Source organism: Streptomyces sp. NPDC002640 (assembly GCF_053592575.1).
The window spans coordinates 60,937-80,231 of record NZ_JBSFVZ010000008.1 but is presented as its reverse complement, the minus strand read 5'-3'; the positions used below and the strand labels follow the sequence as shown (position 1 = coordinate 80,231).

Sequence of the window (19,295 nt, the reverse complement as noted above, 5' to 3'; positions counted from 1 at the left end):
GCGACCGCGAAGGACCCCCCATGAGACCACCGACCCGCCGCGGCCGGCTGACGGCCGTCCTGGCCGTCACCGCCGCGCTGATCACCCTGACGGGATCGATGAGCGCACAGCCGTCCGCGGCCGCCGCCGCCGCGCAGGCGGCCCTGCCGTACCAGGACGCCTCCCTGCCCGTCGACGACCGGGTGGACGACCTGCTGTCCCGGATGACGCTGGACGACAAGATCGGCCAGATGACCCAGGCCGACAAGGACGCGATCGTCCCCGCGTCGGACATCGCCACCTACCGCCTCGGCTCCGTCCTCTCCGGCGGCGACGGCACCGTCAGCCCGAACAACGCCCAGACCTGGGCCGACACCTACGACGGCCTCCAGCGCCAGGCACTCGGCACTCCGCTCGCCATCCCGATGATCTACGGGATCGACGCGGTGCACGGCGCCAACGCGGTCCGCGGCGCGACGATCTTCCCCCACAACATCGGCCTGGGCGCCACCCGCGATCCCGCCCTCGTCCAGCGGATCGGCCGCGCGGTCGCCGAGGAGGTATCCGGCACGGGCGTGGACTGGACGTTCGCGCCGTGCCTGTGCGTGGCCCGCAACGACCGCTGGGGCCGCACCTACGAGTCGTTCGGCGAGACCCCCGAGCTGGTCACCTCCATGGCCACGGTCGTCGACGGCTTCCAGGGCGCCGACGGGCCCGGCTCCGCGCCCGCCTCGGTGCTGGCCACCGCCAAGCACTACATCGGCGACGGCGGGACCACCAACGGCACCGACCAGGGCAACACCCAGCTCACCGAGGCCGAGCTGCGGGCGGTCCACCTCCCGCCGTTCAAGGCGGCCGTGGACCGGGGCGTCGGCTCGGTGATGCTCTCGTACAGCAGCTGGAACGGCGTCAAGCTGCACGGCCACAAGTTCCTGGTCACCGACCTGCTGAAGGGGGAACTGGGCTTCGACGGCTTCGTGGTCTCCGACTGGGCGGCCATCGACCAGCTCGACGGGCAGACCGGTTTCACCGCGGAGGAGGTGAGCAGGGCGGTCAACGCCGGGGTGGACATGGTGATGGTCCCGCACGACTACAAGAAGTTCATCGGCCTCCTCCGCGGCGAGGTGAACAACGGACGCGTCCCGATGTCCCGCATCGACGACGCCAACCGCCGGATCCTCACCCAGAAGTTCAGTCTCGGCCTGTTCGAGAAGCCGCTGACCGACCGCGCGTACACCTCGACGGTCGGCTCCGCCGAGCACCGGGCGCTGGCCCGGCAGGCCGTGCGCCAGTCCCAGGTCCTGCTGAAGAACGAGGGCGGTGTGCTGCCGCTCGCCAAGTCGGCCAAGCTGTTCGTCGCGGGCAAGTCGGCCGACGACATCGGCAACATGAGCGGCGGCTGGACGATGAGCTGGCAGGGCAGGAGCGGTGACATCACCCCCGGCGCCACCGTCCTGGAAGGCATCCGGGAGGCCGTGAACGACCCGTCCCGCGTCACCTTCGAGCGGTACGGCAACGGCATCGACGGCAGCTACACGGCAGCCGTCGCCGTGGTGGGCGAGACCCCGTACGCCGAGGGGCGCGGCGACCGGCCCGGCGCGATGGGCCTCGACCAGGAGGACCTGCAGACGCTCGCGAAGCTCAAGGCGAGCGGCGTGCCGGTGGTCGTCGTCCTGGTCTCCGGGCGGCCGCTGGACATCGCCGCGCAGCTGCCCGACTGGAGGGCACTGCTCGCCGCGTGGCTGCCGGGCACGGAAGGCGGCGGCGTCGCGGACGTGCTGTTCGGCGACCACAGGCCGACCGGCAAGCTGCCGATGACGTGGATGCGCAGCGCCTCCCAGCAGCCGATCAACCAGGGTGACGGCAAGGACGCGCTGTTCCCCTACGGGCACGGCCTGACGTACGGCACCGGAACCGACCTCACGCCCACGCCCACACCGACGCCCACGCCCACACCGACCCCGACGCCGGGACCCGGTTCCTGCACCGCGACGGCCAAGGTGACCAGCACCTGGTCCGGCGGCTTCCAGGCGGACGTCACGGTGCGGAACACCGGCACGAGCCCGCTGACCGGCTGGTCGGCGAGCTGGGACCTCGGATCCCGGACCGTCACCAACGTCTGGAACGGCACCCTGACGACCGCGTCCGGCCGGGCCACCGTACGCAACCTGGCCTGGAACGGCGGCGTGGCGGCCGGGGGCACGGTCACCTTCGGCTACACGGCCAACGGCTCCGCCGACGGGCTGCCGGTCCCGGCCTGCACGGGCACGACAGGAAGCTGAACCCGACGGCCGCCCCGCGGCCCCCCTGACGCGCGGAGGCGCTCCTCCGCGCCCCGCCGGTCACCGCCCTGCCCTCGCCCCACGGGAGGACAGGGCGGTGCCCGGTCTCCTCGCGGTTCCCCGGCGGGTACGCCGGACGCCCGGCGGCACCGGGCCTCGCCGGCGTTCGGTCAGCGGACCGGCTCCCGGTCGGGGAGGGGCTGCCGCAGTGGTTCGGGTTCCGACCGGGGGGCCGGTGTCGCGGAGGCCGCGCGCGCCCAGTCCGCCGTGGTGCGCCGGTAGCCGTACACCACCGAGGCGGTCGCGAGGAGGAGCAGCGGCCCGGCGAGCCAGGGCAGTTCGGCCATCCGCACCGGAAGCCAGCGGTAGGCGAGCAGCAGCGCGACGAAGACCGCGCTGCCGTGGGCGACCAGCCGTACACCCTGCCGGGGCCAGCCCCGGTCGTGGGAGCGCAGCGCGGCCTCGACGGTGAGGGTGAAGACCACGCCCGCGATCAGGTCGACGCCGTAGTGGTAGCCGAAGCCCAGCGTCGCGCAGAGGGTGGCGACCAGCCAGAGGGTTCCGGCCCAGCGGAGCGCCCGGGGGCCCTGCCGGGAGTGCAGGAAGATGGCGGTCGCCCACGCGGTGTGCAGGCTGGGCATGCAGTTGCGCGGCGTGATCTCGTCGAACGGCATCAGGGCGGGGGCGTCGACCGGCGGCAGGATCCGCGGCCACAGCTCGCCCACGGCCCACGGCGCGCTGGACGGGGTGTCCGGCTGCCACAGGCTGACCGACGCCCAGTACTCGGCGCCGGTGCCGTAGGCGAAGAGCGGCCCCACCACCGGGAAGACCATGTAGCAGGCCGGCCCCAGCAGACCGATCACCAGGAACGTGCGGACCAGGTGGTGGCGGGGGATGCGGCGCTCGACGGCCACGCGTCGCAGCTGGTACAGGGCGACGACGACCGCGGCCACGGCGAGGTTGCCGTAGACGAAGTCGAGGACGTGGAAGCCGGCCGGGCCCGCGGCCGTCACCAGCCGGCCGGCCAGCCAGGACGGGTCGCCCAGCGCGTGGTCGGCGGCGGCCAGGTAGGGGTCGAGCACCATCGGGCGGGTCTCGGAGGTGATCAGGAGCCAGGTGTCGCCGGTCTTCCGGCCGGCCACCAGCAGCAGGCCCAGCCCCACGCCCTTGAGCAGCAGCTCCCGTTCCCGGCCGGTGCGGCGGGTGAGGGCGAGGACCGCGCAGCCCAGGATCACCCACAGCGCGCCGTTGCCGAAGGGATGGCCCTCGGTCACCTCGATGCCGAGCGCCCACCGGACGGCGAGGAAGAGGACGTCGACGCCGACGGCCGCGCCCAGGGCGAGGAAACGTTCCCGCCAGGTGAGCACCACCATCGTCAGGGCCAGGGCGGCGTACAGCAGGCCACCGGAGTCCGGCGGGAACACGACCTCGCGGACCTGGGTCGTGATCGGCCCGGGTATGCCGAGGTGCCGCGCGACCCCCTCGAGGGCTGTCAGGAAGCCCAGCCCGACGACCGCGATCGCGGTCCAGAAGGCCACCTGCCGCCGGCTCCGCCCGGGCACCCCGGCTCTTCCACCCGTCCCGGACACGTCCTGCGGTGATATCTTCGTCAATTCCTTGCCAGCCCTGCTGTGAACGGCGCACGCCCGGACGGATGGTCCACCGCGGGGCAGTCGGTCTTCGGGTCCCGCGGCGGGAGTGACACCGCCCGATACCCGCGCGCTCGCGACGCAGTCGCCCCACCGGCCATGCCGATGGCTCCCCCAGAGCCCCGAGACACCTCACGCCCCCGTTCCGGCGCCCACCTCCTGCCGGGGCCCGTCCCGCAGGGCGGACCACCACGGCCGACGGCGGCGCTCCCCGTTACCTGGCGCTGAGCGAAACACGCCTTATCACCCCAGGTCAAGAGCGCTGCGGCAAGCTCGGCCCCGACCGGCCGGGGCATGCGCGCGATTTCCGCCACGGGATCACGCCGCCGCGGGACGAACGGCACCGGGGGCCCGGCCGGTTCGCGCGGCCGCGCCCCCGTTCCCCGTGAGCAGACCATGGCCGGGCAGGGTGCAGCGGCGCCCGGCGGCAACGCGCCAGGCGTTCGCCCGCCCCGGCGCGAAGGCATGGCGCCCCGGGCGAGGGGTACGCCCCCGTGGACGGTCCGTCACGGGCGGTCCGCCACGGACGTGGTCGAAGGGGACCGACGAGGAATGGGGTGCCGAGGGTGATCCGCAAGCTGCAGGCGGTCGCGCTGGACTGCGACGACCCGGTCGAGCTCGCCCGGTTCTACGCGGAGCTCCTCGGGGGCCGGGTGGTCGCCGACCAGGAGGACGCCGACTGGATCGAGGTCCACGGCGTCGAGGGCGCCCCGCTCGCCTTCCAGCGTGTGGAGGGCTACCGGCCGCCCGAGTGGCCCGGACAGGAGCGGCCCCAGCAGCTCCACCTCGACTTCGACGTCGACGACCTCGACGGAGAGGAGCAGCGGGCGCTCGCCCTCGGCGCGACGGTGCTCGAGCGGACGGACCGGGTCCGCCCGGGGGGCAACTGGCGGGTGTACGCGGACCCGGCCGGCCACCCGTTCTGCCTCTGCCTCCACTGAGGCTCACTCCGCCGCCTCGGGCCGCCTCGCGGCGTCCCAGGGCGTCGCCGCGGCGGGTTCACCGGCCGGCGGTGTCCTGACCCGCCGAGCGCGGAACGGGGTGCGGCACGAACCGGCTCAGCCGGTACGTGGTCGGCCCCGTCGCGCGCCCGCAGAACCTGTCCAGGCGCATCGCCGTCCAGTCGATCCCCGGCTCCGACCTCCTGAGCCGGTGCAGGTGCTCGCGCCACTCCGCGTCGTCCTGCGTCTCGAAGAGCACCTCCCAGCGACCCGCGTCGGGTGCGAAGCGGGCGGCGTCCCGCTCCGCCGATTCCCGCTGCCTGCGTCGTCTCTTCCCCTGCCCCGGCACGGGCCCAGCATCGCCGACGCCCGAGCCCGGTGCAAAGCCCGGCAGAGCCGCCGTAGGCCTGTCCCGCCTGCCGCGCGGGCCCGGCCGGTGTCGCGGCACAGAGGGATAGGTGTAATATGCAATGAAAGTAGTTGCAATTACCAATCACTCGAAGGGCTGGTCCCCTCCATGACCGCTTCCCCGGCCGCCGCCGCTCCGGGAGGAGTGCCCGCTCACGCGGCTCCCCGTCTGCGCGAGAGCGTCGGACACGTCGTGCTCCACCTGCTGACCCCGCTCCTGATGTGCCTGGGGATGGGTCTCGCCTACCTCGGCGCCTTCCACGCCCCCGCGCCGCACGGGATGGAGGTCGCGGTCGTCGGGACCGGCGCCCCTGCGCAGGTCCTGGCGCAGACCCTGGAGGACAAGGCCGGGGACGGCCTCGACGTCAGGACCGTCCCGACGCGCGCCCACGCCGTGGACCGCCTGCTGGACCGGGACCTCGCCGCCGCCTACGTGCCGTCCGGGATGCACCCGGAACTGCTGGTCGCCAAGGCCAACTCCGACACCACGGCCACCGTCGCCGAGACCGTCTTCCGGGCGGTGGCGGCCGAGCGGCACGCGGTGCTCACCGTCACCGACGTGGCGCCCACCCCCGAGGGGGACCCCACCGGGCAGGGCCTCTTCTTCGTCCTGGTGACGATCAGCATCGGCTCCTACGCCAGCGTCGCCGCCATCGGCGCGGCCAGCGCCGCCCTGCGGCTGTGGACCCGGGCCGCGATCGGGCTCGCCACCTCGCTGGTGGTCAGCGTCATCGGCATCGTCCTGGCGGCCCCGGTCTTCCACATCGTCGAGCACGACCTCGCCGCCGTGTGGGGGATGGCGTGGCTCTACTCGGCCGGCATCATCGCGATCGGCGTCGGCCTGCACACGTTCCTCAAGCGGTGGACCACGCTCGCGATGATGACGCTGTTCGTGATGCTCAACTTCACGACGTCGGGCGGCATCTTCCGCCCCGAACTGCAGAACGGCTTCTTCGGGGCACTCCACACCTTCTGGAACGGGGCGGGCTTCGTCGAGGGTGTCCGCAGCCTGCTGTACTTCCCCTCCGGCCCCGGCCTGGCCGGCAGGATCGTCTCGCTGGTCCTCTGGCTGGGCGTGGGCCTCGTCGCCCTCGCGGCGGCCGACCGGGCCGAACGGTGGGCGCGCCGGTCCGCCCGGCCCGCACCCCTGCCGACGGCCGCGGAGCGGGACGCCGAGGAGGAGATGGCGGAGGCGGTCGCCGTCTGACGCCGATGTCGTCGGACATCCGATCGCCGTGGCGGGGCCCGGGCGTCACGAGCCCCCGCCCCGCGGGGCGCTCGCCGGGGTATCGCGAAGAACGATGCCGCGGCGAGGGCGGCGACGACCGCGGCGAGGGTCAGGGCGCCCGCGAGGGACCAGGCCGCCACCGGTCCGGCGACCGCCGCGCCCAGGGCGAAGCCGGTCAGCTTCAGGCTGGCGCCGGTGGTGAAGATCTGGCCGCGCAGGTGCTCCGGCGCCTCCCGGTGGCGGACGGCGAAGAGGGCGGTCAGCTGCGGCCCCTCGCCGAGGCCCGCGAGGACCATCGCCAGGACCAGTGCCACGGGGTGGGCCCACAGCGCGGCGGCGGCCGCCGAGGCGGCCTGGACGCAGGCGGAGGCCCAGACGATCGTGTCGGGGGCGACCGCGCGCGGGTGGCGGGCGAGCACCGCGTTGGCCACCAGGGCGGACGCCGCCGCACAGGAGAGCAGCAGTGCCCCGCGGCCCGCCCCGCCCAGGACGCGTTCACCCAGCAGGGGGACGCACGCCACCACCATGCCCTGGGCCGCGCAGGATCCCACCGAGGTGAGGGTCGCCCGGGCCAGCGCGGGCCGGCCCACGACGACCCGCAGCCCCGCGGCCAGGTCGCGGACCAGAGAGGTCGCCCGGACGGCACGGGGTCGGGCGGCAGGCGATTGGGCGGCACGCGGTCGGGCGGCAGGCGATTGGACGGTACGCGCCGGCAGCGTCCACGCGGCGGGCGCCGCCAGCGCGATCAGCGCCGCGGCGACGACCACCGCGGCAGGGGCGCCCAGTGCCTCGGTCACCCCGCCGGCGAGGGCCGGACCGGCGAGCGCGGCCACGTCGAAGGTCATGGCGTCCAGCGCGTTCGCGCGGGGCAACCGGTCGGCCGGCAGCACCCGCGGGAGCTGCGCGGTCCAGCCGCCCGACAGGGCCGGCCCCAGCAGCCCGGCCGACACGGCGATCACCGCGGTGGCAGCGAAGGGCAGCCGCCCCAGCCCCAGAAGGATCGCCACCAGCCCCGCCGCGTACAGGCCGAGAGCCACGGCCAGCAGGCGTCCCGGCCGCGGCACCCGGTCGAGCGACGCCCCGAGCAACGGCCCCCCGACGGCCGCGGCGACCGTGACGCCCGCGAGCAGCGCGGACGCCTCGACGGCCGAGCCGGTCAGTGCGAACCCCGCCAGCAGCAGCGCCGGCCCGGACATCTCGTCACCGGCACGCGCCGTCCCCGCCCCGGCCAGGTACCCGCGGAGTGCGTAACCCTTTTCCATCCCCGAGACGTTACGGAGGTGACGCAAAACTCGGCAAGATGCGTTACCTTCGGTCCGTGTCCTCCCACCGTGACGACTGGTCCACCCGGCACTCCGTGCTGACGACGGCGCACCGGACCGCCGCCCTGGTCAACGTCCTCGCCGACGCGCGTGCCACCCCGGACGAGGTAGCCGACGTGCTCCGCGCGTACGGTGAGGCCGACCCCCTCGACCTCACGCCGGACGACGTCGCGGCGATGCGCGCCGCCGCCGCACCGCTCCGGCAGGTGTTCGCCGCCGACCACGTCGACGACGCGGCGGCCGTGCTCAACCGCCTGCTGCGGGACCACACCGGGCGGCTCCGCCTGACGTCGCACCACGGCGGCACCCCCTGGCATCCCCACCTCGACCACGACGACGACGCCCCCTGGGACGAGTGGCTCCTCGCCTCCTCCTGCATGGCGCTGACCGTCCTTGTCTGGGACCGGCAGCGCCCGCCCGGCGCGGTCTGCGCGTCCTCCCGGTGCGGCAACGTCTTCATCAGCCAGGGCAGCGGCCCCGAACGCCGGTACTGCTCCCGCCGGTGCGCTACCCGGGAACGCGTCGCCGCCCACCGCCGCGCCCGCGCGGCCGGCGGAACCCCGTAACCGCCGGCCGGCGGCGACCGGGCGGAAACCTGGTGGCGGTCCGCCCGTCCCCTCGCGAAGATCGCCGCATGCCGAACTTCCTGGAGACCGACCGCCTCGTCCTGCGCGCCTTCACGCCCGCCGACGCCGACCACCTGCTCGCCCTGGACGGCGACCCGGAGGTCATGCGCTTCATCAACGGAGGACGCCCCACCAGCCGCGAGGCGATCCGGACCAGGACCCTTCCGCGCCTCCTGCACGACTACCCGTGCTGGGGGACGCGCGGCTACTGGGCCGCCGAGGAGAAGGCCACCGGCGCCTTCCTCGGCTGGTTCGAGTTCCGGCCGCTCGACGAGCACGACGCCGCCGTTGTCGAACTCGGCTACCGGCTCAACAAGGCCGCCTGGGGCCGGGGTTACGCCACCGAGGGATCCCGGGCCCTGATCCGCAAGGGCTTCGCCGAACTCGGCGTGCGGCGCGTCACCGCCAACACCATGACCGTCAACTCCCGTTCGCGCCGCGTCATGGAGAAGTCCGGCCTCACCTTCTTCCGCGACTTCACCGGGGACTGGCCCGAGGCCGTCGAGGGCTCCGAGCACGGCGAGGTCGAGTACCGGATCACCCGCGAGGAATGGGCCGCCGCCCACGACCGCGGCCCACGGAGCGGGTCCCGCCACCATGTCTGAGGAGCCGCCGGAACACCGCCGCTTCGCGCGCCACCTCGCGGCCCTGGAGGCCCTGGAGACCGTCGGCGACCCGGAGGAGGCCGAGGCGGTGACGACCGTCCTGCGGGACGAGGACGCGACCATGGCGCAGAGCGCGGTGCTGCGCCACGTCGACCGGACGGCCCTTCGGCTGCTGGCCGACCCGGCCTTCCCGGCCTGGGTCCGCGCCCTGACCGGCGTCGTGGCCGGCCGGCACTTCCTCACCCGCCGCCTGGAGGAGTGGACGCTGCTCAGGGCGATCGCGGTCGGCGGACCGTGGACGCCCGAGGAACTGACCACTTCCTCCGACTGGTGCCAACGCACCGCCGTGAGCGAGCGGGTGCAACCGTCGCCGGAGGCCCTGGCGCTGCTCGCCGCACACGGCCGCACCCGCCGCGTCCGGAACGCGGCCACGCGTCGCGGGGGAGGGAGCACGCGACCGGCGGGTGTTTGACCACGTCACCGTCCGGCGGGAAGGATGATCACGACCACCATCACCCCCGGACGGGGTGCGGGTCGCCGCCGCCCCGTCCTCCGCTCGCCGCACGTCCCGCGTGCCGGGCGCTTCCGGAGGCCGCCCCATGCACGGTAAGCCCGCACGAATCCGCCGGCGCGTCCGGAACGCCGTGCTCGCGCCGCTCGCCGTGCTCGGCCTCCTCGCGCCGGCCGCCTGCGGCGAAGGGCAACCGCCGGCCGCCCCGCCCACGGCCGGCAAGGCGGAACCGACAGCCGCTCCCGAGGCGGACTCGTCCCCCCGGTTCGCCGCGCTGGAGCGCGAGTTCGACGCGCGGCTGGGCGTCCACGCCGTCGGCACCGGAACCGGGCGCGAGGTCGCCCACAACGCCGACGAGCGGTTCCCCCACGCCTCCACCGTCAAGGCGCTGGCCGCGGGAGCCCTGCTGCGCGAGCACGCGCCCGGCGACCTGGACCGCACGGTCACCTACGCCCGCGGCGACCTGGTCGCGCACTCCCCGGTGACCGAGCGGCACCTCGGCACCGGGATGAGCCTGCGCGACCTCTGCGACGCCGCGCTCCGCGTCAGCGACAACACCGCGGCCAACCTGCTCCTCGACGAACTCGGAGGCCCCCGCGGCCTGCAGGCCGCGCTCGAGGAGATCGGCGACGACGTGACACGCACCGAGCGGTACGAGCCGGACCTCAACGAGTGGACCCCCGGCGCCACGCGCGACACCAGCACGCCGCGGGCACTCGCCAAGGACCTGCGCGCCTACGCCCTCGGGGACGCCCTCGGCGAGGCGGAGCGCGCACAGCTCGTCCGGTGGCTGAGGGCGAGCACCACCGGTACGGAACTCATCAGGGCCGGGGTGCCCGAGGGCTGGGTCGTCGGCGACCGGAGCGGAGCGGGCAGCACCTACGGCACCCGGAACGACATCGCCGTGGTGTGGCCCCCCGGCGACGCGCCCATCGTCGTGGCGATCATGTCGAACCGCCGGGCGGAGGACGCCGACCACGACGACCGCCTGATCGCGGAAGCGGCCGCCGTGGTCGTCGACGAACTGTCGTAGCCGCCCGCCGGCACCGACGACGCTCCGCCCCAGCCCCGGCCCCGGCCTCGTCTGTCGGAGGCGAGGGCTAACCTCGTGGACACCGGGCCGAACCAGGTCGGGGCGGACTCGGACACAGGGGAGGGGCGATGGTGCTGGACGAGCGGCTGGCGGCGTTCTCGCGGGAGCGGCTGGGCGGGTCCGCGGTGCCGGAGGACCTGCGGATCCTGGCGACCGCCCAGTGGGAGGGGAGCGGCCACCCCTTCCAGCGGTACGGCATCACGGTGCTGGAGCCCGGTGAGCGGCACATGCTGACGGACCACAGCTACCTCACCGAGCAGGACCGCCAGGACCCCGACATCATGGCGACCTGCGCGGCGTTCGAGCGGATGACGGAGTTCCTGAAGGTCGTCGCCGTGCACGAGGACGGCCTCTGCTTCGGCTACTGGACGCACCCGCGACAGCGGCAGGACGCGCCCGCGCCGGTCGTCATGGTCGACACCGAGGCTTCCTCCCTGGTGCAGGCCGGGCGGACGCTCTCCGAGGCATTCCTGGGCGAGATCGCCTACGAGGACGACGACCTGTTCGCCGAGGTCGCGGAGGAACTCGCGCGGCTGGGGATACCCGTGTCGGCGAGGTCCTGGGCGGACCTCGCCGAGGCGGTCGCGGACCCCGCACCGGAGGACGTCGCGGAGGAGCTGTACCGCGCGGAGCTGGAGCGCCGGACCGCGTGAGTCCGTACGTCAGGGCCGGACACCGCCGGCCGGGAGCGGCGCCGCGACCCGGAACAACGGCACCGTCACGGCTGGGTGGCCCGGGCGGTGCGGGTGGCGTGCCGGTGGGCCAGCACGGAGAGGGGCACGGCGGCGATCCAGCTGTAGAGGGCCGCCACGGGGGAGAACTGGGCGATCACCACGGAGAGGAGGAAGACGCACGCCTGCGCGGGAAAGGGCGGGAAGGGCTTCCGCCGCCCCGGTTCCCGGGCGATGCGCACGGCCATCACGTACAGCACCAGGGCGGCCGTGCCGATGACCACGCCGTACAGGCCGGGGCCGAGGGGACGGTCGCCGTAGTCGGCCAGCACCCTCGTCGGGAAGGGGATCAGGGAGATCAGCGCCAGGAAGGCGACGTTGCACCAGAAGAGGGTGCCGTTGATCCACTCCGCCTCGCGCAGCACCGAGTGGTGGGCCCGCCAGAACAGGGCGATCACGGCGGCGCTCAACAGGAACGTCCCGACCTGGCCCTGCACGTCGCCGAGCGCGTCCGACAGGGCCCGCCCCCGTAGCCCGTCGGGCACGTCGATGTCGAGCACCAGCAGCGTCATGGCGATGGCCACCACGCCGTCGGTCAACGCGAGAACCCGGTGCTTCGGCAGGTACTTCTGCTCCGGAGCGGCGGCTGTGTGCCCGTGGCCCGTATCCATGCTCCCGTGGTAGCACCACCCGCGTGCCGTCCCCCGGCACCACCGCCACCGGCCGCCCGCGTGTCGTGGACCGGACTCCGGATCAGGGGGTGCCGGGGGACGCGGCGGGCGATAGCCCTGCGGTGGCCGACCGGATCACTCCGTCTCCTTCTCGTGCGGGCTGCTCGCCGGAGCCTCGGCCGGCCGCTCCCTGCCTCCGTCATGACCGGAGACGACCACGACGAGGATGCCGACGACCACGGCCCCGGCGAGAACCCTGCCCGCCGCCCGCAGCGTCCACCCCGGCAGTGAGCCCCCCGGACCGCCCGCACCCCGCCCCGGGGCGCCCAGTCGCTCCGCGCGGCGGGCGGGTCTCAGCAACCGCACCAGCAGCAGCACGGCGACGGGGAGTTGCAGCAGCCACAGCACCGTGCGGGGCCACTCGCCGTACCAGACGTTGGTGCCGTACAGCAGCGTGTGCCACACGCTCAGCACGTACACGACGATCACGAAGCGGTGCAGCCGCCGCCAGGTGGTGGCGCCGATGCGGTTGCGGACGTAGAAGAGCAGGCCCAGCGGCACGGCCAGATACAGGGCCGCCTGGCCGATGGGGATGGCGATCTGCCCGGTCCCGGAGTCGTACCAGCCGGGCACGAAGGAGTCGGCGAAACCGGTCCACAGCCGCTTCAGCCACGTCAACTCGGTCTCGTAGCGGACGAGTTCGGCCGCGAACATCAGCGCGTGCGCGAACATCAGAGCCATCGTCGTCAGGCTCGTGGTGCGGTGCCAGCGCTCCAGGACCTGGCGGGAGACGGGTAATCGGCCGGGTCTCGGCCCCGACAGCAGCAGGCCGAGCATGACCGTGCCCCAGGCCCACAGCAGTCCCGACCACCCGAAGGCCTGGCTGAGCAGGTACATCCAGTACGTGGCCGGGTCGTCCATGAACGGCATGATCGCGACCGTCGCCGACTCGCCGGAGCCCATCCGCGCCCACAGGAACACGAAGACGGCGGCCGTGACCAGGACCGCCGCCGTCGCGTCGGGCACCGCGGCCCGCAGGTCGGTGCGCAGGGTGACCCGGCCGGCCGCGGGTCCCTCACGGACGGGCAGGGCGGTCGTGCCGTCGTCTCCCGACGGCGTCGTGGGCGACATCTGGACCTCCGGTGAGCGCGGGACACCGATGCTCGGTGTGCGGGTGTGGTGGGCGTCACCAGTGTGATCGAGGCGGGTGTGCTTCACCGAGGCGTCATTCGGCCAGTGTGACTCCGGATGACCGGCCGGGCCCTCCTATGGCTGTGGAGCGCTCATGGCCGCCGACGGCATTCGGACAACCAGTCACGCGCCACTGCCGCCGCGGATCGTGCCCCCCTAACCTGATGCCTGCAGTCGGTTCGCGCCTCCTGCCCGGTCAGGCGTCGGGCGGCGCGACGCAAGAGGGAACCCGGTGCGAACCCGGGACTGTCCCGCAGCGGTGAGTGGGAGCGACAGCCGTCGGCAGCACCGGGCCTCTCAGGGACGAGAGCCGGGGAACCGACGGCCCGCAGGCGCTTCGCCGGACCTCCGGAGGGCCGGCCCACGAGTCCGAAGACCTGCCACTGCGCCCGCACCTGGCGTGCGGGTTGTACACGGTGACCTCGTGGACCGGGTTGGCGGTACGGACGGCCGTACAGCGTACGGCACGGGTTGTGCCGCGCCTCCTGCCCTGTCCCGCTCAGCAGTCCGGGACCACGAAGGAGGACGTGTCCGTGACCGTGCGATCCGTCGTGGGCCCCGGGGGATGCGGGGCGCTCCGCCGTGCGACGGGGCGGACCGCATGGTGCTGACATCCGCCGAGGAGCACCCCCTGCCCGGGCACACGCCCGCAGCCATGGTGTCCGGAGTCTGCCACGGCACCCTGGGCGAGCTGTACCAGGGCCCGCTGCGGGCGGGTGGCGAGCCGGACATCGCCGTGGTGTCCTTTCCCGTGGACCGGCACTCCTGGGTGCACTTCACCCCCGGGGCGGAACCGTCGAGCACGTTGCCCGTCGGGGAGAAGTCCGCCGCGGCGGTCGGCCTCTTCCTGCGGCACTTCGGGCTCACGCTGCCGCCGGGCCGCTGGAGCGCCCACTCGGAACTGACGGTCGGCGTGGGAATGGCGAGTTCGACCGCCGACATCGTGGCGACCCTGCGTTGCCTGTTCCGGGTCTTCGGGCTGCCCTACGACCTGGACGTCGTCCTCGGCATCCTGTCGGCGATCGAACGGTCCGACAGCGTCTTCCTCGACGAGTTCGCCCTTCACCTGAGCGGCCGGCATCGCGTGGTGAAGCGGCTGGGCACGGACCTCGGGTTCCACACCGCCTACATCACCGAGCCCGGGACGGTGGACACCTCCGCCGTCACCGCCGAACTCGTGGCGCACTACCGCAGGCGGGGCGAGGAGTACGAGCGGTGCCTGGCCGATCTCCTCAAGGGGTTCGCCTCACGCGACCCCGTCGTCATCGCCCGCGCCGCCACCACCAGCGCCGTCCTCTCCCAGGAGGTGCTGCCCAAGACGACCTTCGACGCCCTGCTCGCCCGCCGCGAACGGTTCGGTGCCGACGGCGTCTTCGTCGCCCACACGGGCCGGGTGATCGGCTACCTCTTCCGCGGCCGCCCCGGCCCCGACGTCAAGGCGGACGTCTCCGCGTTCTTCCGCTCACAAGGCCATCAGTGTTCCTTCGCCCAAGGAGGTTACGGATGATCCACCCCCACATCGCGGACGCCCTGAAGATCCCCGACCTGGTCCGTCTGTCCGACGGCCTCGTCCTGATCCGGTTCGAGTCCATGAAGATCTACTCGGCGCTGGCCGCCGTCCGTCATCTCCTGGAGCGGGGCACGATCCGCCCGGGGCAGACCTTGGTCGACAGCTCCAGCGGCATCTACGCCTACGCCCTGGCACTGGCCTGCCACCGCTACGGGATGCGCTGCCACATCGTCGCGTCGACCACGGTGGACACCACCACCCGGGCCCAGCTGGAGATCCTCGGCGCCACCGTGGAACAGGTCAGACCCTCGCAGAACCTCAAACTGGACCAGGAGTTACGGGTGGCGCGGGTGAAGGAGATCCTGGCCGCCCACCCGGACCGGCACTGGATGCGCCAGTACCACGACGACGTCCACTACCTCGGGTACCAGGAGGTCGCCGACCGCGTCACGACCGCGTTCCCGGACACCCGGCTGACCGTCGTCGGCGGCGTGGGATCGGGGGCGTCGACAGGAGGCATCGTGGAACGCCTGCGTGCCACGGACCCCTCGGTGCGGCTGGTGGGTGTCCAGCCCTTCGGCAGCGTCACCTTCGGCAGCCAGGACCACGACGACCCGGAGGCGATCATCGCCGGTATCGGGTCGTCGATCGTCTTCGACAACGTTCGCCACCACCTCTACGACGCCGTCCACTGGCTGGACTTCACCCACGCCATGTCCGGCACGATCGCCCTGCTGCGCGACCATGCCGTGTTCGCCGGGCTGTCCACCGGCGCCGGATACCTGGCCGCCACCTACGAGACCCGCCGCCATCCCGACCGATTACACCTGGTGATCGGAGCCGACACCGGACACCGCTATGTCGACCGGGTGTTCGCCCGGCACGCGGAAGCACTGGATCCCTCGGCGCTGAAACCGGCCGAGGTGTCCGGCCCCGAGGAGATGTCCATGCCGTGGTCCACGGCGGCCTGGCGGCGCACCGCCGGCCCGACACGACGGAAGGAGCGGGCGGCATGACCATCGCCTGTCTCGAAGCACTCACCTTCGGCCTCGGGCACCTGGTGCGCGCGGCCGACGCACTCGGCGAGCGCCTGCTCCTGCTCACCAGGGACCGCTCCTACTACACGTACGAGCTGCGGCGGCTGCCGGACGACGCCCTCGACGTCGTGGAGACGGACACCTTCGACGTGGAGGCAGTGGCGGACCTGCTGCACCGGACGGCTGGGCTGCGCGGCCTGATCAGCTCGACCGACACCTGGACGCTGGTGGGCGCGGATCTCGCGGAACGCCTCGGTCTGCCGGGGCTCGATCCGGCCGTGCTGAGGCTGACGCGGGACAAGGCGGCCGTCCGCAACCGCCTGCACGGCGCGGGGCTGACGCGCGGACGCGCCGTGGAGGTCACCGGCACGGGGCAACGCGAGCTGCTGCTGAAGGAGGTCGGCCTGCCCGCCGTCCTCAAGGACACGGCGGGCACCGGGAGCCAGAACGTCTGGCTGGCGCGGTCCGAGTGGGAGCTGGACGCGGCCCTGGGCGAGTCGGCCGGGCGGGAGCTGAAAGGGCGGTTGTTCGCCGAGCCGTACTTCAGCGGGCCGGTGTACAGCGCCGAGACCATCACCTGGGCGGGCCGGACCCGGCTGCTGGGCGTCTCCAGCCGGCTGATGTCACCGGAACCGCACTTCCGGGAGGAGATCACCGCGTTCCCCGTCGCCTTCCCCGAGGCGCGGCGCGCCGAGCTGGAGCGGTGGCTGGACCGGGTGCTCGCGGCCATCGGCTACACCGACCGTTTCGCCCACGTGGAGTTCGTCCTGACGACCGGCGGCCCGGAAGTCGTCGAGGTCAATCCCCGGATCGGAGGTGCTCTCGTCGGGGAGGGCATGTGCCGGGCGCTCGGCGTCAACGTGTACGAGGCCATGGCCGAGGCCGCGCTAGGCCGCCGTCCCGGACTGATGGACGCCGACCTGCCCGGAGGCCCGGCCGTCGCCTTCGTCCTGGGCTACCCGGCCGAGCCCGGGGTGTTCACCGGCGTCGACGGGCTGGAGCGGCTGGGAGACATGCCGGGCACTCCTGCCTGGTATCCGGTCAAGTCGGCCGGCGACACGATCGAGCACCTGGGCGACAGTCGCGGCTACGCCGGCATCGTCTACGCGGAGGCCGAGACCGCCGAACTGGCCACCCACCACGCGGTGGCCGCGGCGAACGCCCTGACCGTGCTCACCGAGCCGTCGCCGCCGGGGGAGGGCACCGGCCGCGAGACGTCCGGTGGGTGAGGCGACGCCCGGAGCCGTGCGGCTGCGGGCCGTGCCGGCCCTGCTCGACGGCCCGCTGCGGTTCCTGCTGCTCAGCTCGTTCCTCATCCCGCTCGGCAGTTTCATGGTCCTGCCGTTCATGTCGGTGTTCCTGCACGAGCGGCTCGGCATGGGGCTCGGCACGGTGGGCGTCGTGCTGGCGGCGGCGTCCCTGGTGCAGTTCTCCGGGGGGATCCTGGGCGGGGCCCTGGCGGACCGGATCGGACTGCGCCGCACGATGGTGTGGGCACTGCTCATCCGCACGGCCGGGTTCCTCGGCCTCCTGCTGGCGCTGCGCTGGCCGCCGCTGGCGGTCGGAGCACTGGTCCTCACCTGCTGCGGCGCGGCTCTGTACCTGCCCGCCAACAAGGCCTACCTGGTGCACGGCGTGGACGACGGGTTCCGGCCGGCCTTCCTGTCGGCGGGCAACGCGGCCCTCAACGCCGGCATGGCCGTGGGGCCACTGGTGGCCGGACCGTTCGTCCTGTCCTCCCCCGGCTGGCTCTTCACCGCCGTCACCGCCCTCTTCGTCCTGGTCACCGCGGGCCACCTGCGGCTCCCGGTCGCGCCCGGGGGAAGGGCGGCGGACCCGGGGACGGCCGGGCGCGGCGGTCTGCTGGCCGGGGTGGCACTCCTGCCCTTCGCCGCCAACGCGATCGCCTTCTACCTCTACTTCCACTTCCAGCACTACCTGGCGGTGTACGCCGTCGAGCGGGCCTCCAGCACCTTCTACAGTCTGGTCCTGCTGCTCTGCTTCGCCCTGGTCATCGTCGTCCAGCCGCTCGCGTCGGACGCGATCGGGCGCATGTCGTACCCCGCGGCCCTCACGGCCGGCTTCACCGGTCTGGGAGCCGGACTGGCCGTCCTGGCGATCGGCACCCGGCCGGCGCTGCTGGCGGGCGGAGCGCTGATCACCCTGGGCGACATCGTCCTGTTCCTCAAGAACGACCTGGAGGCACTGCGCCGCAGCCCGCGGTCGGACGCCGTGGTCTTCGGCCAGCAACGGCTCGCCGCGGGGCTCGGGGCGTGCGCGAGCGGAGTGCTCGGCGGCCAGATGTACAGCCTCACCGCCGACTCCGGGGACACGGGGCGGTTCTGGCTGCTGGCCGCAGCCCAGTGCCTGCTGCTGCCTCCGGTGCTGCTGGCCGTGCGCGGCCGGACGACGGAACACCCCACCTCACGACGGACAGACACGACCGACACGAAGGAGCACTGAGACCGCATGCCACGGACCGGCGGATTCCAGGACGACGACTTCTGGACCGAGTTCCACGACTTCCTGTTCTCGGAACAACGCCACACCCAGGCCGAGGAGCTCCTCGCGACCTCCCCGCTGCTGTCCTTCCCCGCCGGAGCCCGCGTGCTGGACCTGTGCTGCGGCCCGGGGGTCTTCACCGTGCCGCTCGCCCGCCGGGGCCATGACGTCACCGGGGTGGACCTGAGTCCCGCCATGCTCGACCGGGCCCGCAAGCACACGGCCGAAGCGGGCGTCGATGTCGCCTACGTGCGGGCCGACGCCCGCACCTACGAGGCGCCGGGCGCCTTCGACGTCGTGCTCAACATGTTCACCTCGTTCGGCTACTTCGAGGATCCGGCCGACAACGCCCGCGTGCTGCGCACCATGCACACCTGTCTCGCACCCGGCGGCACGCTCGTGCTGGACCTGGCCGGCAAGGAACTCCTCGCCCGCAGGGTCACCCCGCCCAAGGTGGTGCGGCGGGGCGAGGATCTGATGGTGCAGACCGACACCGTGCTGGACGACTGGGCCCGGTTGCGCAGCGACTGGGTGCTGGTGCGGGGCGAACGGGTGACGCGGGCCGCGCTGGTGTGGTTCGTCTACAGCGCGGTGGAGCTGCGGCGGATGGTGGAGGACGCCGGCTTCGGCCGGGTGGAGGTCTTCGGCGGCTTCGACGGCCGCCCCTACGACCAGGACGCCGAACGGCTGGTCCTGCGGGCGGTGCGTGAGCGGTGACGGGGGAGAGCGGTGACGGGAGAGCGGTGAGGGGGGTGCGGGGAGAGCCGTGACGGGGGAGCGGGGAGAGCCGTGACGGGGGTGCGGGGACGTCCGGGAGATCCGGCGCCCTTTGCGCACCGGACTTGACCGACCGTAGGATCAGCGGGTCATCACCGCGACGGGAGACAGGAAGCCGGTGCGAATCCGGCACGGTCCCGCCACTGTGACCGGGGAGTGCACCCTTCGACAGGCCACCGCGCACCGCGTGGGAAGGCAGGGGAGAAGCGCCGATCCGGGAGTCAGGACACTGGCCTGTCGCGGGCCCGTTTTGAGGAGCGCGGACTCCCCAGGAGGCTCAACGTGCACGCCG

General features: G+C 73.4%; 17 protein-coding genes, 1 pseudogene and 2 riboswitches. Of the genes and pseudogenes, 13 read left to right on the top strand and 5 right to left on the bottom strand.

Going from position 1 to position 19,295, the window contains the following annotated elements:
- Positions 1-20: 20 nt before the first annotated feature.
- Entirely contained in the window at positions 21-2,261 is a 2,241-nt protein-coding gene (locus ACWD3O_RS13035; protein ID WP_451415889.1) for a glycoside hydrolase family 3 N-terminal domain-containing protein, read from the top strand.
- A gap of 170 nt (positions 2,262-2,431) precedes the next feature.
- Here the strand turns inward: ACWD3O_RS13035 and ACWD3O_RS13030 are convergent, their stop codons facing one another.
- The gene (locus tag ACWD3O_RS13030) at positions 2,432-3,799 is read right to left on the bottom strand and encodes a phosphatase PAP2 family protein (RefSeq protein WP_451415888.1); all 1,368 of its coding nucleotides are present in this window, start codon (positions 3,797-3,799) and stop codon (positions 2,432-2,434) included.
- Between the two features lie 677 nt (positions 3,800-4,476).
- Between ACWD3O_RS13030 and ACWD3O_RS13025 the strand changes: the two genes are divergently transcribed.
- Positions 4,477-4,851, top strand: coding sequence for a VOC family protein (locus ACWD3O_RS13025; RefSeq protein WP_451415887.1), 375 nt, complete (start codon positions 4,477-4,479; stop codon positions 4,849-4,851).
- Positions 4,852-4,909: 58 nt separating this feature from the next.
- On the opposite strand, the gene ACWD3O_RS13020 is transcribed toward ACWD3O_RS13025, so the two are convergent.
- The gene (locus tag ACWD3O_RS13020; RefSeq protein ID WP_451415886.1) at positions 4,910-5,200 is read right to left on the bottom strand and encodes a hypothetical protein; all 291 of its coding nucleotides are present in this window, start codon (positions 5,198-5,200) and stop codon (positions 4,910-4,912) included.
- A gap of 168 nt (positions 5,201-5,368) precedes the next feature.
- Between ACWD3O_RS13020 and ACWD3O_RS13015 the strand changes: the two genes are divergently transcribed.
- Positions 5,369-6,466, top strand: a complete 1,098-nt coding sequence (locus ACWD3O_RS13015; RefSeq protein WP_451415885.1) for a hypothetical protein — start codon at positions 5,369-5,371, stop codon at positions 6,464-6,466.
- Positions 6,467-6,564: 98 nt separating this feature from the next.
- Here the strand turns inward: ACWD3O_RS13015 and ACWD3O_RS13010 are convergent.
- Positions 6,565-7,749: pseudogene (locus tag ACWD3O_RS13010) on the bottom strand (MFS transporter); the annotation flags it as partial.
- Positions 7,750-7,787: 38 nt separating this feature from the next.
- On the opposite strand from ACWD3O_RS13010, the gene ACWD3O_RS13005 reads away from it, so the two are divergent.
- The 5 genes from ACWD3O_RS13005 to ACWD3O_RS12985 all read left to right on the top strand — a co-directional run bounded on the left by ACWD3O_RS13005 (position 7,788) and on the right by ACWD3O_RS12985 (position 11,297).
- Positions 7,788-8,375, top strand: a complete 588-nt coding sequence (locus ACWD3O_RS13005; RefSeq protein ID WP_451413101.1) for a CGNR zinc finger domain-containing protein — start codon at positions 7,788-7,790, stop codon at positions 8,373-8,375.
- A 68-nt stretch (positions 8,376-8,443) separates the two neighbouring features.
- Entirely contained in the window at positions 8,444-9,040 is a 597-nt protein-coding gene (locus ACWD3O_RS13000) for a GNAT family N-acetyltransferase (protein ID WP_451415884.1), read from the top strand.
- Complete coding sequence (locus ACWD3O_RS12995) at positions 9,033-9,512, top strand: hypothetical protein (RefSeq protein WP_451415883.1); 480 nt, start codon at positions 9,033-9,035, stop codon at positions 9,510-9,512. Before ACWD3O_RS13000 ends, ACWD3O_RS12995 begins: the two co-directional genes overlap by 8 nt.
- 127 nt (positions 9,513-9,639) lie before the next feature.
- Positions 9,640-10,584 (top strand): class A beta-lactamase, encoded by a 945-nt coding sequence (gene bla / locus ACWD3O_RS12990; RefSeq protein WP_451415882.1) that lies wholly within the window; start codon positions 9,640-9,642, stop codon positions 10,582-10,584.
- A gap of 128 nt (positions 10,585-10,712) precedes the next feature.
- Positions 10,713-11,297, top strand: coding sequence for a hypothetical protein (locus tag ACWD3O_RS12985; protein WP_451415881.1), 585 nt, complete (start codon positions 10,713-10,715; stop codon positions 11,295-11,297).
- A gap of 65 nt (positions 11,298-11,362) precedes the next feature.
- On the opposite strand, the gene ACWD3O_RS12980 is transcribed toward ACWD3O_RS12985, so the two are convergent.
- Positions 11,363-11,986, bottom strand: a complete 624-nt coding sequence (locus ACWD3O_RS12980; RefSeq protein ID WP_451415880.1) for a TMEM175 family protein — start codon at positions 11,984-11,986, stop codon at positions 11,363-11,365.
- Positions 11,987-12,121: 135 nt separating this feature from the next.
- Complete coding sequence (locus ACWD3O_RS12975; RefSeq protein WP_451415879.1) at positions 12,122-13,117, bottom strand: ferric reductase-like transmembrane domain-containing protein; 996 nt, start codon at positions 13,115-13,117, stop codon at positions 12,122-12,124.
- 218 nt (positions 13,118-13,335) lie between these two features.
- A riboswitch (cobalamin riboswitch) is annotated at positions 13,336-13,575 on the top strand.
- A 203-nt stretch (positions 13,576-13,778) separates the two neighbouring features.
- On the opposite strand from ACWD3O_RS12975, the gene ACWD3O_RS12970 reads away from it, so the two are divergent.
- Genes ACWD3O_RS12970 through ACWD3O_RS12950 form a run of 5 tightly spaced genes read left to right on the top strand, consistent with a single transcriptional unit; the run spans position 13,779 to position 18,943 of the window.
- The gene (locus ACWD3O_RS12970; RefSeq protein ID WP_451415878.1) at positions 13,779-14,684 is read left to right on the top strand and encodes a GHMP family kinase ATP-binding protein; all 906 of its coding nucleotides are present in this window, start codon (positions 13,779-13,781) and stop codon (positions 14,682-14,684) included.
- Positions 14,681-15,703 carry a cysteine synthase family protein gene (locus ACWD3O_RS12965; protein WP_451415877.1) on the top strand — a complete coding sequence of 341 codons (1,023 nt, stop codon included), beginning with the start codon at positions 14,681-14,683 and terminating at the stop codon, positions 15,701-15,703. The genes ACWD3O_RS12970 and ACWD3O_RS12965 overlap by 4 nt, the downstream gene beginning before the upstream one ends.
- Entirely contained in the window at positions 15,700-16,953 is a 1,254-nt protein-coding gene (locus ACWD3O_RS12960; RefSeq protein WP_451413110.1) for an ATP-grasp domain-containing protein, read from the top strand. The genes ACWD3O_RS12965 and ACWD3O_RS12960 overlap by 4 nt, the downstream gene beginning before the upstream one ends.
- Entirely contained in the window at positions 16,946-18,187 is a 1,242-nt protein-coding gene (locus tag ACWD3O_RS12955) for an MFS transporter (protein ID WP_451415876.1), read from the top strand. Before ACWD3O_RS12960 ends, ACWD3O_RS12955 begins: the two co-directional genes overlap by 8 nt.
- A 6-nt stretch (positions 18,188-18,193) precedes the next feature.
- Positions 18,194-18,943, top strand: a complete 750-nt coding sequence (locus ACWD3O_RS12950) for a class I SAM-dependent methyltransferase (RefSeq protein ID WP_451413112.1) — start codon at positions 18,194-18,196, stop codon at positions 18,941-18,943.
- A 131-nt stretch (positions 18,944-19,074) separates the two neighbouring features.
- Positions 19,075-19,255, top strand: a riboswitch (cobalamin riboswitch).
- Positions 19,256-19,295 lie beyond the last annotated feature (40 nt).